Annotated in this window: 13 protein-coding genes; 5 read left to right on the top strand and 8 right to left on the bottom strand. The window is 71.6% G+C overall.

The genetic code is table 11. From position 1 onward, the window contains the following. Nucleotides 1–61: 61 nt before the first annotated feature. Nucleotides 62–373: a c-type cytochrome gene (locus JI742_RS07290; RefSeq protein ID WP_201825108.1), complete on the top strand. Its 312-nt coding sequence runs from the start codon at nt 62–64 to the stop codon at nt 371–373. A 130-nt stretch (nt 374–503) separates the two neighbouring features. Then, nucleotides 504–2,249 (top strand): alkaline phosphatase D family protein, encoded by a 1,746-nt coding sequence (locus JI742_RS07285; RefSeq protein WP_201825106.1) that lies wholly within the window; start codon nt 504–506, stop codon nt 2,247–2,249. A 57-nt stretch (nt 2,250–2,306) separates the two neighbouring features. Here the strand turns inward: JI742_RS07285 and JI742_RS07280 are convergent, their stop codons facing one another. Then, complete coding sequence (locus JI742_RS07280; protein ID WP_201825104.1) at nt 2,307–3,176, bottom strand: NAD(P)-dependent oxidoreductase; 870 nt, start codon at nt 3,174–3,176, stop codon at nt 2,307–2,309. 328 nt (nt 3,177–3,504) lie between these two features. Here JI742_RS07280 and JI742_RS14030 point away from each other — a divergent pair, with 328 nt between their 5' ends. Beyond that, a complete protein-coding gene (locus JI742_RS14030; protein ID WP_201825102.1) occupies nt 3,505–5,169 on the top strand; it encodes an HDOD domain-containing protein in 1,665 nt (554 codons plus the stop codon). A 127-nt stretch (nt 5,170–5,296) separates the two neighbouring features. Here JI742_RS14030 and acs read toward each other — a convergent pair whose 3' ends face one another. After that, nucleotides 5,297–7,264, bottom strand: coding sequence for an acetate--CoA ligase (acs, locus tag JI742_RS07270; RefSeq protein WP_201825100.1), 1,968 nt, complete (start codon nt 7,262–7,264; stop codon nt 5,297–5,299). 187 nt (nt 7,265–7,451) lie between these two features. Between acs and JI742_RS07265 the strand changes: the two genes are divergently transcribed. Both JI742_RS07265 and JI742_RS07260 read left to right on the top strand, forming a co-directional pair. After that, nucleotides 7,452–8,078 carry a TIGR00645 family protein gene (locus tag JI742_RS07265; RefSeq protein ID WP_201825098.1) on the top strand — a complete coding sequence of 209 codons (627 nt, stop codon included), beginning with the start codon at nt 7,452–7,454 and terminating at the stop codon, nt 8,076–8,078. Beyond that, nucleotides 8,075–9,166 carry a calcium/sodium antiporter gene (locus JI742_RS07260; RefSeq protein ID WP_201825095.1) on the top strand — a complete coding sequence of 364 codons (1,092 nt, stop codon included), beginning with the start codon at nt 8,075–8,077 and terminating at the stop codon, nt 9,164–9,166. Before JI742_RS07265 ends, JI742_RS07260 begins: the two co-directional genes overlap by 4 nt. 73 nt (nt 9,167–9,239) lie before the next feature. Here JI742_RS07260 and JI742_RS07255 read toward each other — a convergent pair whose 3' ends face one another. The 6 genes from JI742_RS07255 to JI742_RS07230 are packed head-to-tail and all read right to left on the bottom strand — an operon-like array spanning nt 9,240 to nt 15,251. Next, nucleotides 9,240–9,587 carry a Na+/H+ antiporter subunit G gene (locus JI742_RS07255; RefSeq protein WP_201825093.1) on the bottom strand — a complete coding sequence of 116 codons (348 nt, stop codon included), beginning with the start codon at nt 9,585–9,587 and terminating at the stop codon, nt 9,240–9,242. Between the two features lie 10 nt (nt 9,588–9,597). Next, a complete protein-coding gene (locus JI742_RS07250; protein WP_201825091.1) occupies nt 9,598–9,870 on the bottom strand; it encodes a K+/H+ antiporter subunit F in 273 nt (90 codons plus the stop codon). After that, nucleotides 9,867–10,358, bottom strand: coding sequence for a Na+/H+ antiporter subunit E (locus JI742_RS07245; protein WP_201825089.1), 492 nt, complete (start codon nt 10,356–10,358; stop codon nt 9,867–9,869). The genes JI742_RS07250 and JI742_RS07245 overlap by 4 nt, the downstream gene beginning before the upstream one ends. Continuing rightward, nucleotides 10,355–11,947 carry a monovalent cation/H+ antiporter subunit D gene (locus JI742_RS07240; protein ID WP_236676821.1) on the bottom strand — a complete coding sequence of 531 codons (1,593 nt, stop codon included), beginning with the start codon at nt 11,945–11,947 and terminating at the stop codon, nt 10,355–10,357. Before JI742_RS07240 ends, JI742_RS07245 begins: the two co-directional genes overlap by 4 nt. An 8-nt stretch (nt 11,948–11,955) precedes the next feature. Then, on the bottom strand, nt 11,956–12,363 hold the full coding sequence (locus tag JI742_RS07235) for a Na+/H+ antiporter subunit C (protein ID WP_201826468.1): 408 nt from the start codon (nt 12,361–12,363) through the stop codon (nt 11,956–11,958). A gap of 11 nt (nt 12,364–12,374) precedes the next feature. After that, complete coding sequence (locus tag JI742_RS07230; protein ID WP_201825087.1) at nt 12,375–15,251, bottom strand: monovalent cation/H+ antiporter subunit A; 2,877 nt, start codon at nt 15,249–15,251, stop codon at nt 12,375–12,377. Between the last annotated feature and the right edge of the window lie 105 nt (nt 15,252–15,356).

Genomic DNA, 15,356 nt, shown 5'->3' with positions numbered 1-15,356 from the left:
CCCTAAACTCCGTTGAGTGAGTCTGTCCCTCAGCCATCCTGGCCTTCCCAGAAAGGAATCCATGAAAGCCTTCCGTCTTCCCCTGATCCTGTCGGCCCTCGTTGTGGTCGCCCCGGCCGCCTTTGCCAGCCCCGAGCTGGCCCAGAAGCGCTCCTGCATGGCCTGCCATGCCATCGACAAGAAGCTTGTCGGCCCGGCTTTCAAGGACATCGCCGCCAAGTACGCCGCCGACAAGGACGCGCCGGCCAAGCTGGCCACCAAGGTCCAGAAGGGTGGCGTCGGCTCCTGGGGCCAGATCCCCATGCCCGCCAACCCGGCCGTCACCGATGCCGAAGCCAAGGAACTCGTGGCCTGGGTGCTGAAGCAGAAGTGATCGTCTGCGCACCAGCCGACCGGCTGGTGCATGCATCGCGCCAACGGCCCTGCGGGGCCGTTTTTCATGGGCGGCTTCATCGGGCTTTCACGGCGGGGGGCGAGGCTGGCGGCTCCTCACCGGAGCCCGCATGAGCCGCCTTACCCGCCGCCGACTTGTCCACCTGCTGCCCGCGCCGGCCGACCTGCCGCGCCGGGATTTCGTGCGCCGACTGGTCGCCGGATCGGCCGCGCTCGGCACCCTGGGCCTGGCCGGCTGCGGCGGTGGCGGGGACGATGCGCCCGCCGTTCGCTATGCCCACGGCGTGGCCAGCGGCGATCCACTGGCCGACCGCGTCGTCCTCTGGACCCGCTTGAGCACCGAGGCCGATGCGGTCGAGGGCCAGTGGGCGGTTGCCGAGGACGAGGCTTTCAGCCGGGTGGTTGCGCGCGGCAGCTTCCGCACCGATCGCGCGCGCGACCATACGGTCAAGGTCGAGGCCAGCGGCCTGCGGGCCGGCAGCCGCTATGTCTACCGCTTTGCCGTGGGCGGGCAGGTCTCTCCGGTCGGCCGCACCCGCACCCTGCCGGCGGCCGGCGTGCGCGAGGTGAAGCTGGCCGTCTTCTCGTGCAGCAACTACCCGGCGGGCTACTTCAATGTCTATGCCCATGCCGCCGAGCGCAGCGACCTGGACGCCACCGTCCACCTCGGCGACTACCTCTATGAATACGGCCGCGACGGCTATGCCTCGGCCGATGCCGCAGCCCTGGGGCGCCTGTCCGAGCCGGCCGGCGAGATCCTGAGCCTGGCCGACTATCGCCGCCGGCATGCCCAGTACCGCAGCGATGCGGACCTGCAGCGCCTGCATGCCGCCGCGCCCATGATTGCCGTCTGGGACGACCACGAGATCGCCAACGACACCTGGCGCGAAGGCGCCGAGAACCACGATCCGGCCACCGAAGGCGATTTCGCCGCCCGCCGCGCCGCCGCCCTGCAGGCCTACCACGAGTGGATGCCGACCCGGGTGGCCGCACCGGACACGATCGACCGCAGCTTCGATTTCGGCGAGCTGCTCTCCCTGCACATGCTCGACACCCGGGTGGTCGCCCGCGACGAGCCGCTGGACTATGCCGACTTCCTCGGCCCCGCCGGCCTGGATGCCGCAGCCTTCGGTGCCGCCGTTGGGGCGCCGGGCCGGGCCTTGCTGGGCAGCGCGCAGACGGCACGGCTGCAACAGCGCCTGGAAGCCTCGCGCGCGACCTGGCAGGTGCTCGGCCAGCAGGTGCTGATGGCGCGGATGAACATTCCCGCGCCCATCCTCTTCGACGCGCTCAACCCCGGCAGCGGCCTGAGCGTGAGCGCCTTTGCCGCCCTGGTCGCCAAGGCGCGCAGCGCGCCCGAGACGCTCAGCCCCCAGGAACAGGCCCTGCTGGCCCAGCCCGCCCTGCCCTACAACCTGGATGCCTGGGACGGCTACGCCGCCGCGCGCGAGGCGGTGCTGGGCCTGGCCCGCAGCCTGGACAAGAACCTCGTCGTGCTGGCCGGCGACACCCACAACGCCTGGGCCAGCGACCTGCGCGATGCCGGCGGCCGCACGGTGGGCGTGGAGTTCGCGACCGCCTCGGTCAGCTCGCCCGGCTTCGAGACCATCTTCCCGAACGACGACCCGGCCGTGCTCGCCGCCTCGCTCACCGAGCTGATCGAGCCCCTGGTCTATTGCGACACCGCGCGCCGCGGCTACCTGCTGCTGACCGCGCGGCCCGAGGCCTGCCGGGCCGACTGGGTCTATGTCGACACCGTCGTCTCGCGCAGCTACAGCGCCGCGGTCGGCCGCTCGCTGCAAGTGCTGCCGGGCACGGGCGGGCGCCGCATCATCGAGATCGACAGCGGGGCCTGAAGCCGCTTCCCGCCCGGGCGGCCCGGGCCGGTGGGGCGGGCCCTGGCCCCGCGGGGCTCAGCGCAGGCCGTTGCGCGCGGCCAGCTCCAGCCACAGGCCGGCGTGGTCGGCTTCGGCATGGCCGTGGGCGATGGCCTCGGCATAGAGCTGGGCGAACAGGGTGGTGATCGGCAGCTCGGTGCCGTCGCCGGCCGCGGTGGCCAGGGCATTGCGCAGGTCCTTGAGCTGCACCGTCATCGCCGCGCGCTTGGCAAAGTCGCGCTGCACCATGCGCTGGCCGTGCACTTCCAGGATGCGGCTGTCGGCAAAGCCGCCCTGCAGGGCCAGGCGCACGCGGGCCGGGTCGGCGCCGCCGCGCTCGGCGAGGATCAGCGCCTCGGCCACCGCGCCGATGGTGATGCCGACGATCATCTGATTGGCCAGCTTGGCAAGCTGGCCGGTGCCGGTCGGCCCCACATGGGTGGCACGGCCGAGCGCGGCAAAGACCGGCAGCGCGCGCTCGAAATCGGCGCTGCTGCCGCCTGCCATGATGGCCAGGGTGCCGGCCTCGGCGCCCAGCGTGCCCCCCGAGACGGGCGCATCCAGGGCACCCACGCCGCGGGCGGCCAGCCAAGCCGCATGCTCGCGCGCCTCGGCCGGCTGGATCGAGCTCATGTCGACGAAGAGCGCGCCGGGCCGGATGGCGGCGAGCACGCCGCCGTCTTGCAGCAGCTCGCGCACGACGCCGCCGTGGGTGAGCATGGTCAGCACCAGGTCGGCGTCGGCCACGGCCTCGGCCGCATGGGCGGCGACGGTGGCACCGGCCTCGCGCAGGGCGTGGGCCTTGTCCGGGCTGCGGTTCCAGACCGTCAACGGCCAGCCGGCCGCCAGCACGCGCAGGGCCATGGGGCGGCCCATCAGGCCGATGCCGAGCAGGGCAATCTTCATCGTTGCGTCGATCGAACAAGCGGGTTCGGGCCGGCCGCAAGGGGTGGCCGGGAGAGGATTCAGTTTAGGCGGGCGCCCGGGCAAGGCGAGGGCCAAGGCCACGCCACGCCACGCCACGCCGCAGCCGCAGCCGCAGCCGCAGCCGCAGCCGCAGCCGCAGCCGGGGACGGGTCGACCGGACCCGCCGCACGCCGGGCCAGCGCGCGAACTGCGCCCCCACCGGGGGGCTGCTCGGCGCATTGCCCGCGCCGGCGCCGCGGTGCAATCGCGGGACGCGGCGGTGCGGTCCGGACCGTCCGCGCCCTGCCCTCCCCGACCTGCTGCGCCCTTGAATCCGCATCCGCTGTTCACGACCGCTCCGGCCCCGCGACCGGCCCGGCCCGCGGCCGCCGGTCTGCAGCGCCTGGGGCCCTACCGCCTGCTGCAGCGCCTGGGCTCGGACCGCCACAGCCAGCTCTGGCGCGTGCAGGCGGAGGCCGAAACACCCGGCCTGCTGCTGTTGCCGATCCGTGCCGAGACGGAAGCCGAATCCGCGCTCGCTGCGCCCGGTCGCCTGGGCCGCATCGACCTGCCCGGCCTGCTGCGCGGCCAGGCGGTCGACCTGGGCCTGGCCGGCCCGGCCGTGCACCTGCCGGCACCGCCCGGGCCGACCCTGGCCGAGCGCCTGGCGCCCGGCGGCGGCCCGGCGCCCACGCTGGCGGAATGGGTGGGCTGGATGGTCGAGCTGCTGGAGCTGCTGGCCGCCCTGCATGAGGCCGGCCTGCGCCCGGTCGGCCTGGCCGCCCACACCGTGCTGATCGAGCCGCCGGGCCGCGCCCGGCTGCTCGGCATCGAGCTGGCCCGCGAGATGGATGCCCAAGGCGAGGGCCGGCGCGAGGATCTGCGCCTCGCCGGCCTGCTGCTCTACCGCGGCATCGCCGGCCACTGGGCGCTGGATGAGCCCGACCTGTCGCGCGCCGCCGCCCGGCTCGACCGCGAGATCGTGCGCCTGGGCTGGGCCCTGCCGCAGCCGGTGCCGGCCGCGCTTCGGGCCATCGTCAATCGTGCCGTCGACCATGAAGCGGCACGCCGCTACCTGGCCGCGCGCAGCCTGGCGCGTGCGCTGCGCGGCTGGCTCGACAGTCACCGCGACGGCGAGCCCGATGCCCTGAACCTGCTGCTCGACCGCCTGCCCGCCGCCGGCCACCTGCCGGCCCGCGCCGACCTGCCGCAGCGCCTGGCCGCGCTGCACCGCCTGGAAGGCCAGCGCCTGGATGCCTGGATCGAGCTGCTCTTCGACGAACCCGCGCTGGCCTTCGAGCTGCTGCGCAGCCTGGGCGCCGTCGAGCTGGCCGGCCAGGCGCAAGGTGACGACATCACCACCCTGCGCCGTGCCGTGCAACTGCTCGGCCTGAGCGGTGTGCGCCAGGCGGCGGCTTCCCTGCGCCCCTGGCCGGGCGCGCTGGATGCGGCCGCGGCCGTCGCGCTGGAAAGCCGCCTGGCCCAAGCCGCCCGGGCCGCCCACCTGGCCGAGCGGCTCTGCCCGGCCGACCACGACGGCGAGGCCGCCGGTCTGATCGCCCTGCTGCAAGCCCTGGGCGAGCTGCTGATGGCCTACCACTTTCCCGACGAGCAGCGCCAGATCGAGACCCTGGTCCATCCCCCGCCGCAGCCCCCTGGCGTGCGCCCGCTGCCGCCCGAGCTGGCCGCCCAGGCGGTGCTGGGCAGCAGCCCGCAGGCCCTGGCCCAGGCCGTCGCCCGGCACTGGGGGCTGGACGAGGGCTTGCAGCACGCCCTGCAGGCCCTGGCGGTCGACCGCCCGGTGCGGCTGCCCGAAACCCGGCTGGAAACCCTGCGCTGCGCCGCCAGCGCGGGCGGCGAACTGGCCGCCGGCCTGCCGCCGCAGGCGGTCGAGCAGCGCTACCAGCGCGCCCTGGGCTGGACCCGCGGCGAGGCGGCGCAGGCCCTGGCCGCCCTCGGCGCCATCCGCCCCCCGGCCGCCCTGCCCGCCTGAGCGGGCAGCGCGGCATCCCAGGGTCGGGCGGACGCCTCGCCCGCACCCGCATCCGCCATGAAAAAGGCCCGCCAGGGGCGGGCCTTGAGGCGCATCGGGGGGCGGGGCCGTGGCCCCGCCGGCCCGGTCAGTTGTTCTCGGAAAGCTGGTCGAGGATGGCCGGGTTCTCCAGGGTCGAGGTGTCCTGGGTGATGGCCTCGCCCTTGGCGATCGAGCGCAGCAGGCGGCGCATGATCTTGCCCGAGCGCGTCTTGGGCAGGTTGTCGCCGAAACGGATGTCCTTGGGCTTGGCGATCGGACCGATCTCCTTGCCCACGTGGTCGCGCAGGATCTTGGCGATGGCCTTGGCCTCGTCGCCCGTCGGGCGAGGACGCTTGAGCACGACGAAGGCGCAGATGGCCTCGCCGGTGGTGTCGTCGGGGCGGCCGACCACCGCCGCTTCGGCCACCAGCTCGGTGTGGCTGACCAGGGCCGACTCGATCTCCATCGTGCCCATGCGGTGGCCCGAGACGTTCAGCACGTCGTCGATGCGGCCGGTGATGGTGAAGTAGCCGGTCTTCTCGTCGCGGATCGCGCCGTCGCCCGCCAGGTAATAGCCCTTGAGCTCGGCCGGGTAGTAGCTCTTCACGAAGCGCTCGTTGTCGCCCCAGATGGTGCGGATCATCGAGGGCCAGGGCTTCTTGACGACCAGGATGCCGCCCTGGCCGTTGGGCACGTCATTGCCGGTCTCGTCGACGATGGCGGTGGTGATGCCCGGGAAGGGCAGCGTGCACGAGCCCGGCACCAGGGGCGTGGCGCCCGGCAGCGGAGTGATCATGTGGCCGCCGGTCTCCGTCTGCCAGAAGGTGTCGACGATGGGGCAGCGGCCGCCGCCGACATGCTTGTGGTACCACTCCCAGGCGGCCGGGTTGATCGGCTCACCGACCGAGCCCAGGATGCGCAGGCTCGACAGGTCGTAGCTCTTGGGGTGCACCGCATCGTTGGCCTCGGCGGCCTTGATCAGCGAGCGGATGGCCGTGGGCGCGGTGTAGAAGATCGAGACCTTGTGGTCCTGGATCATCTTCCAGAAGCGGCCGGCGTCCGGGTAGGTGGGCACGCCTTCAAAGACGATCTCGGTGCCGCCCAGGGCCAGGGGGCCGTAGGTGATGTAGCTGTGGCCGGTGACCCAGCCGATGTCGGCGGTGCACCAGAAGACGTCGTCGGCCTTCAGGTCGAAGGTCCACTTGGTCGTCAGCGCGGCATGCAGCAGGTAGCCGCCGCTGCTGTGCTGCACGCCCTTGGGCTTGCCGGTGGAGCCGGAGGTGTAGAGCAGGAAGAGCGGGTGCTCGGCCTCGACCCACTCGGGCTCGCAGGTGGTGGGCTGGGCGTCGGCAACGTCGGCCATCCACTTGTCGCGGCCTTCGGTCATGCTGATGGCGTTGCCGCCGCGCTTGACGACCAGCACGTTCTGGATCGACTCGCAGCCGCCCAGGGCCAGGGCCTCGTCGACGATGGCCTTGAGCGGGAGTTGCTTGCCGCCGCGCACCTGGCAGTCGGCGGTGATGACGGCCACGGCGCCGGTGTCGTTGATGCGATCGCGCAGCGACTGGGCCGAGAAGCCGCCGAAGACGACCGAGTGGATCGCGCCGATGCGGGCGCAGGCCTGCATGGCCGCCACGCCGTCGATCGACATGGCGATGTAGATGACGACGCGGTCGCCCTTCTTCACGCCCAGGCTGCGCAGGCCGTTGGCGATCTGGCAGACCTTGGCCAGAAGCTGGCTGTAGCTGACCTTGGTGACTTCGCCGCCGTCGGCTTCGAAGATGATTGCGGTCTTGTTACCCAGGCCGCGCTCGACATTGCGGTCCAGGCAGTTGTAGGAGACGTTGAGCGTGCCGTCGGCGAACCACTTGAAGAAGGGCGCCTGGCTGTCGTCGAGCGTCTGCGTGAAGGGCTTCTTCCAGGAAATCAGCTCACGGGCCAGACGACCCCAGTAGGCGCCGTAGTCGGCCTCGGCTTCCTTGCACAGGGCCTCGTAGGCGGCGAAACCGGACACATGGGCGGTCGCGACCAGGTCGGCGGGGGGGGTGTAGATCGTGTGGCTGGTCTCTGACATGGTGTCTCTTTCCTCGAACAGGGGCGGCGCGGACTGTGGCGCCAGGGTCTTACGATGGTCTGACGGTCCCGGGCCGGGCTGTCACGACGCCCTCGACATCGACTGCCTAGAATCCGCTGCTTGTGTCATATCGAAAACCCCTGACAAACCCCGAAGGACGCGTGGCAACACGCGATTTTGTTCCGAGATGAGCCAAGCGCCCCTGTCCCAAGCTGTCAAGCCGAGCGCCAAGCTGCCGGCCCTTCCCAACCTGATCTTCGCCAGCCGCTGGCTGCAACTTCCCCTCTACATCGGACTGATCCTGGCGCAAGCCGTCTATGTCGTGCACTTCTGGGTGGAGCTTGTCCACCTGATCGAGGCCGCGCTGGGCAACCCCGACGCGCTCGGCAAGCTGGTCTCGAGCATCGGCTACAAGACCGATGCACCCGTGACCGCGCTGAACGAGACGATCATCATGCTCGTCGTGCTGGCACTGATCGACGTGGTGATGATCAGCAACCTGCTGATCATGGTGATCGTCGGCGGCTACGAGACTTTCGTCTCGCGCATGAACCTCGAAGGCCATCCCGACCAGCCCGAATGGCTGAGCCACGTCAATGCCTCGGTGCTCAAGGTCAAGCTGGCCACGGCCATCATCGGCATCAGCTCCATCCACCTGCTCAAGACCTTCATCAACGCCGGCAACTACACCGAGAAGGTCCTGATGTGGCAGACGCTGATCCACGTCGCCTTCCTGTTCTCGGCGCTGGCCATCGCGCTGGCGGACCGCTTGATGCAGGGCTCCGGCAACAAGCCCACCGCTGACAAGACATGACGAACCTGCTGCTGTTTGCCGCCGGCCTGGCCGGCCTGGTCTTCGGGGCCGAGCTGCTGATCCGTGGCGCCTCCAAGCTGGCCTTGAGCTTCGGCATCTCGCCGCTGGTGGTCGGCCTCACGGTGGTGGCCTTCGGCACCAGCGCGCCCGAGGTGGCGGTGTCCACCGGCGCAGTGCTCAACGGTCAGGTCGACCTGGCCCTGGGCAATGTGGTGGGCAGCAACATCTTCAACGTGCTCTTCATCCTGGGCCTGAGCGCGGTCATCACCCCGCTGGTGGTCAATGTGCAGCTCATCCGCCAGGAGGTGCCGATCATGATCGGCGCCAGCCTGCTGCTGGTGGTGCTGTGCCTGGACGGACAGGTCAGCGGCAGCGATGCCGGGCTGCTCTTCGCCCTCGTGATCGCCTACACCTTCTTCCTGGTGCGCCAGTCGCGCGCCGAATCGCAGGCGGCCCGCGACGAGTACGCTGCCGAGATCCAGCCCGCCCAGGCCGGCGGCTGGGACAGCCACTGGGCCGCCCAGCTCGGCCTGATCGTCGCCGGCCTGGGCCTGCTGGTGGCGGGCTCGGACGCGCTGGTGACGGCGGCCATCAGCTTCGCCCGCGCCCTGGGCATCAGCGAGCTGGTGATCGGCCTGACCATCGTCGCGGCCGGCACCTCCATGCCCGAGGTGGCCGCCTCGGTGATGGCCGCGATCAAGGGCGAACGCGACATCGCCGTGGGCAATGTGGTGGGAAGCTGCGTCTTCAACATCCTGGGCTGCGTGGGCCTGGCCGGCCTGGCGGCAGCCTTCAGCGGCGCCGGCGGCGGCGTGCTGCTGGTGGCGCCCGCGGTGCTGAACTTCGACCTGTGGGTGATGCTGGTCGTCGCCCTGGCCTGCCTGCCGGTCTTCCTGAGCGGGCGGGAGATCGCGCGCTGGGAAGGCCTGGTCTTCCTGGGCTATTACGTGGCCTATGCCGCCTACCTGGTGCTGGACGCCCAGGGGCATGACGCCCTGCCCGCCTACAGCCAGGCTATGCTGAGCTTCGTCATCCCCTTGACGGTGGTGACGCTGGTTGCGTCCTCGCTGCGCCGGCCCAAGGCCTAAGCGGCACGGTCACCGGGGCGATTCGTCGCGGCGCGCGTTCAAGGGCCGGAACGATGATCCGGCCCGCGCAGCCTCAGGGCTGCGGCTGGTCGGGCGGCACCGGAGCCTTCGACGGCAACCTGAGATGCAGCGCCGCCATGGCAAGCAGATTGGCCGACACCGGCGCGGTCACGAAGACGAAGAAGGCGATCAGCAACTCGTGCAGGCCGGCCTGCCCGCGCGCCCAGGCCAGCAGCATGCTGGCCAGCAGCACCCCGCCCAGGCCCAGGGTGCTGGCCTTGGTGGGCGCATGCAGGCGCATGTAGAAATCGGGAAAGCGCAGCAGGCCCAGGGCACCCACGAAGGCGAAGAAGCCGCCTGTCACCAGCAGGGCCGCGGCGACCCCCTGGATCCACAGGGGCAAGGCAGTCAGCGTGTCCATGTTGGCCTCCTCACTCGATGACGTCGCCGCGGGCCAGGTAGCGGCCCAGCGCCACCGTGCCGACGAAGCCCAGCATGGCGATGATGAGCGCCGCCTCGAAGAGCAGCACCGTACCCAGGCGCAGGCCGAGCAGCACGGCCAGGGCGGTGGCATTGACGTAGAGCGTGTCCAGCGCCAGCACGCGGTCGACGATCTCGGGGCCGCGCAGCAGGCGCAGCATGCACAGCAGCACCGCCAGGCTGAAGGCCAGCAGCGCGAAGTCCAGGGCCCAGGCCAGGATCATCCGAAGATCTCCTTCAACGGCGCCTCGTAGCGCGCCTTCATGTCGGCGGCGGCCGCTGCCGCATCCGTGCAGTCCAGGGCATGGACCAGAATCTGCCGGCGGCGCGCATCGACCACGCAGCTCACGGTGCCCGGCGTGGTCGTGATGATGCCGGCGAACAGGGTGATGGCCAGGGGATGCTCCAGGTCCAGCGGCACCGGCACCCAGGCCGGCTGCGGCCGGCTGCCGGGCGACAGGACGATGCGCGCCACGATGAGGTTGGACTTCACGATGTCCCACAGCACCACGCCCAGCAGGCGCAGCACCGTGCCCCAGCGCCGCACCCGCACCGGCTCGGGCAGGAAGCCATGCAGCAGGCGCGGCAGCAGCAGGCCGAGCAGCGCCGCGGTGATCAGGTTGCCCGGCGCCAGGCTCTGCCGAAGCAGCAGCCAGGCGGCCGCCACTTGCAGGGACAGGAGGGGGTGGCTCAGAAGGCCGCGGGGCTTCATGGCTGCCTCGTCACATGGGGGCCGAGCGGCAGCGGCTGCGGCTGGGGCAGGCGGTAGGGCCGCACCGACTCGGCGGCCGGCCCGCCCAGCTCGGGCAGCACGGCCCGGGCATAGGCCGAGCGGTCGGCCAGTTGCCGGGCGGCGGCCTCGGTGTAGCGCTGCACCGGCGCAGCCCACACGCTCAGCAGCACGCTCATGCCGAGCAGGGCGATGGTGGCCGCCAGCAGGCGCGGGCTGGCGCCCGAGGCGGCCGAGGGCAGCTCCGGGCGCACGGCCCAGAACAGGATGCTGCCGGCCCGCGCCAGGCCGATCAGGGTGAGCAGGCCCACCCCCAGCACCACGGCCCAGACGGTCACGGCCCAGGGATGGTCGCTGGCCGCTTGCAGCAGCATCAGCTTGCCGACGAAGCCCGGCAGCGGCGGCAGCCCGGCATTGGATGCCGCCGCCAGCAGCAGCAGCAGGCCCAGCAGCGCCGGCTGGCGCACGGGGCTGCAGGGCTCCAGCCGGTCGGCCATGCGGCCGCGCTGGGCCGCGACCAGCTCGGCCAGCAGGAAGAGGCCGGCGATCACCAGGGTGGAGTTGAGCAGGTAGTAAAGGGCCGCCGACCAGGCCGCCGTGCCGAACAGGCCGATGGCCGCGACGATGGTGCCGACCGAGGCCACCGTCAGCCAGGCGATCAGCCGCGGCAGGGTGTGCGCCGCCAGGGCGCCGAGCACGCCGGCTACGCTGGTCAGCAGGGCCAGGGGCAGCAGCAGGGGCTGGACGGCGAAGGCGCTGGCGCCGGCCTCGGCGCCGAAGACCACGCCATGCACGCGCCACAGGGCGTAGACGCCGACCTTGGTCATGATCGCGAACAGCGCCGCCACCGGCGCGCTGGCCGCGGCATAGGTGGCGGGCAGCCACAGCGCCAGCGGCACCAGGGCCGCCTTGAAGCCGAAGACGACCAGCAGCAGCATCGCCCCGGCCTGCAAGAGGCCGGCCTCGGGCGCCGGCACCTGGGGCACGCGCAGGGCCAGGTCGGCCAGGTTGAGCGTGCCCGTGGTGGCATAGATCAAGGCCATGCCGATCAGGAAGAGCGCCGAGGCCGTGAGGTTCAGCACCACGTACTGCGTGCCCACCCGCAGGCGCTCGCGGCCCAGGCCGTGGGTCATGAGCACATAGCTCGCGATCAGCAGCACCTCGAAGAAGACGAAGAGGTTGAACAGGTCGCCGGTCAGGAAGGCACCGTTCAGGCCCATCAACTGGAATTGCAGCAGGGCATGGAAGTGCCGGCCGTGGGCATCCCAGCCGCCGCTGGCATAGAGCAGGACCGGCAGGGCGACGGCGGCGGTCAGGGCCAGCATCAGGGCGGCCAGCCGGTCCACGACCAGCACGATGCCGAAGGGCGCCGGCCATTCGCCCAGGCGGTAGACGGTGAGCGTGCCGCTGTCGGCCAGCCCCAGCAGGCGCCAGGCCAGCACCGCGCCCAGCAGCAGCGAGGCCAGGGCGATGCGGCGCGCCCAGGGGCGGCGGGCCTCCTCGTCGCCCAGCAGCAGCAGGAGCACGGCCGTCAGCGCCGGCAGCAGCACGGGCAGGATGGGCAGATGCATGGCCCAGCTCATGCCGAGGTCCTCCCGGCTTGGGGCTCGTGAGGCGTCGGGGCCTCAGGCGCCGCGGCGGCCGGTGCATGGCCCGGCGCATGGCCCGGCTCATGACCGTCGACATGGTCGCTGCCGCCGTCATGGAAGCTGCGCAGGGCCAGTTCGATGACGAAGCCGGTGGTCGCGAAGCCGATCACGATGGCCGTCAGCACCAGGGCCTGGGGCAGCGGGTCGGCCACGTCGGGGCCGGCATCCACGATGGGCGCAGCACCCAGCCACAGCCGGCCCATGGCGAAGATGAAGACATTGACCGCATAGCCCAGCAGGCTCAGGCCCAGCACCACCGGGAAGCTGCGGCCGCGCAGCAGCAGGTAGAGGCCGGTGGCGGTCACGATGCCGATGCCGCTGGCCAGCAGGAATTCCATGCTCAGAAACATCATGCGGGCTCCGCGCCGGCGCGGGGCCGCGGCGCTTCCTTGCTGGCGGCGCCGAGCACCGACAGCATCAACAGCGTCGCGCCCACCACCGTGATGTAGACGCCCAGGTCGAACAGCGCGGCCGTGGCCAGGGGCAACTCGCCCAGCACCGGCAGCACGGGATGGCCGGCGGCGCTGGTCATGAAGGGCCGGCCGAAGACGAACGCCCCGGCGCCGGTGAGCGCCGCGATGCCCAGGCCCAGGCCGATCCAGCGGGTGTAGCGCTGGCCGCCTGCGGCATGCAGCAGGCGGTCGGCCTGCGCCTGGCCCAGGGCCATGTACTGCAGCACCAGGGCGACGGCGGTCACGAGGCCGGCGATGAAGCCGCCGCCCGGCAGGCCATGGCCGCGCCAGAAGATGTAGAGCGAGGCCACCAGGGCCAGGGGCAGCACCAGGCGGGCGGCCACCTGCAGCATCAGCGGCTGCTCGGAGAAGGACCAGGCGCGGCCGGCCGGGTCGCGGCCCTCGCGCCGCACGCGGAAGCCATCGAGCAGGGCCAGCACGCCGATGCCGGCAATGCCCAGCACGGTGATCTCGCCGAAGGTGTCGTAGCCGCGGAAGTCCACCAGGATCACGTTCACCGCATTGGCGCCGCCCCCCAGAGGCACGCTGTTGGCGAGGAAGTACCAGGCGATGCTGTCGTGGTCGCGCGTCATCACCAGCCAGGCCAGCCAGGCCATGCCGGCGCCGCCGGCCAGGGCCAGCAGGGCGTCGCGACCGCGGCGGGCCGTGGAGCTTTCGCGCGGCGTGCGGGCCGGCAGCAGGGCCAGGCCCATCAGCAGCAGCACGGTGGAGACCACCTCGACGCTGAGCTGGGTGAGCGCCAGATCGGGCGCCGACAGGCCCAGGAAGACCATGGACGTGACCAGGCCCACTACCCCGACCAGCACCACCGCCTGGAAGCGCTGGTGGTGGCTGCGCAGCAGGGCGATGCAGGTGGCCAGCAGCGCCAGCCACAGTGCGCCGGCCAGGGGCGTGGCGGGCAGCAGCTCGCGCCCGCCGGTGCCCAGGGCCGGGCCTTGCAGCAGGGGCCAGGCGGCCACCGCCAGGGCGGCGGCCAGCATGAGGGCGGCATAGCGCTGGAGCGAGCCGTTCTCGGTGGCGGCCGTGAAGCGGCCGGCAAGCTGGAAGAGGCGATTCACCAGCCCGGTGAAGACCGCCTTGCCATTGCGGGCCGAGGGCCGGTGGCGGTGCAGGCGGCCGCCGCGCATCAGGCCGAAATAGAACAGCACACCCCCGCCCACGGCCACGGCGCTCATCAGCAGGGGCAGGTTGAAGCCGTGCCACAGCGCCAGCGAGAAGGTCGGCGCCTCGGCCCCCAGGGCTGCCGCGGCGGCAAGCTGCACCAGCGGGCCGGCCACGCCCATGGGCAGCAGGCCCACGGCCAGGCAGACCAGCACCAGCAGCAGCACCGGCGCCTTCATGCCCCAGGGCGGCTCATGCGGATGCGGCTGGGGCAGATCGCGCGCCGGGCCGTTGAAGAAGACGTCGTGCACCAGCCGCAGGGAATAGGCCATCGAGAAAAGGCCGCCCGCCGTCGCCAGCACCGGCATCCAGCCGCCCCAGGCGCCCCAGAGCTGCGGGCCGCCGTGCAGGGCCTGCTCCAGCATCATTTCCTTGCTGATGAAGCCGTTGAAGGGCGGCAGGCCGGCCATGGCGGCGGCGGCCAGCGTGGCCAGGGTGCCGACGATGGGCATGAAGCCCATCAGGCCGCCGAGCTTGCGCATGTCGCGGGTGCCGGTCTCGTGGTCGACGATGCCCGCGCTCATGAACAGCGCCGCCTTGAAGGCCGCGTGGTTCAGGATGTGGAAGATCGCCACCACCTTGGCCATGGGGCTGTCCAGGCCGATCAGGAAGGTGATCAGGCCCAGGTGGCTGATGGTGCTGTAGGCCAGCAGGCCCTTGAGGTCGTGCTTGAAGACGGCGACGAAGGCGGCGAACACCATGGTGAACAGGCCCACCGGCGCGACGATGCCCTCGAACAGCGCCGTGCCACCCAGCACCGGATACAGGCGCAGCAGCAGGAAGAGGCCCGCCTTCACCATGGTGGCGCTGTGCAGGTAGGCCGAGACCGGCGTGGGCGCGGCCATGGCCTCGGGCAGCCAGAAGTGGAAGGGCAGTTGCGCGCTCTTGGTGAAGCAGCCCAACAGCACCAGGCCCAGCACCAGGGGGTAGCGGGCATCGGCCTGGATCGTCTCGATCAGGCCGGGCGTGGCGAGCATCACGCTCAGGTCGTGGGTGCCGGCGATCTGGCCCAGCACGATCACGCCGGCCAGCAGGGCCAGGCCGCCGCCGCCGGTCACCGTCAGGGCCATGCGGGCGCCGTTGCGGGCATCGGCACCCTTGGTGGGATGCGAGCCCCAGTAGCCCACCAGCAGGAAGCTGCTGATGCTGGTCAGCTCCCAGAACACCACCATCATCAGCAGGTTGTCGCTGAGCACGATGCCCAGCATCGCCGCCATGAAGAGCATGAGCTGGCTGTAGAACTTGCCTGCCGGGTCGCCGCCCGGCCCGCCGTGCAGGTAGAAGGCGGCATACAGGACGATGAGCAGGCCGATGCCGCTGATCAGGGCCGCGAACATCCAGGCCAAGCCATCCAGGCGGAAGTTCGCATTCAAGCCGACGGCCGGCATCCACTCGGCCTGGGTCAGCAGGGTCTGGCCGGCGAAGGTGGCCGGGGCCAGCCAGGCCAGCAGGCCCAGCACCGCCAGCGTCACCAGGGCCGCGGCCCAGGCGGTGGCGGCACGACGTGCCGGGTGGTCCGATCGGCCCAGCCCGAGACACAGGGTGGTGCCCAGCACCAGGGGCAGCACGATGATCAGGGCAAGGGGACTCATCCGGGGCGAGGCGCGCGACGGGAAGCGTGTTCGTGGGGACAGGGCAAGAGCCCGGGACTGCGAGGCAGTTTAGGCCAGCCCTCTTACGCAAGCCTTGGGCCGGGA

This window comes from Piscinibacter lacus (assembly GCF_016735685.1).
Classification (GTDB): Bacteria; Pseudomonadota; Gammaproteobacteria; order Burkholderiales; family Burkholderiaceae_C; genus Aquariibacter; species Aquariibacter lacus.
Note: the sequence above shows the minus strand (reverse complement) of the source record. Positions and strands in the feature narration are given on the sequence as shown.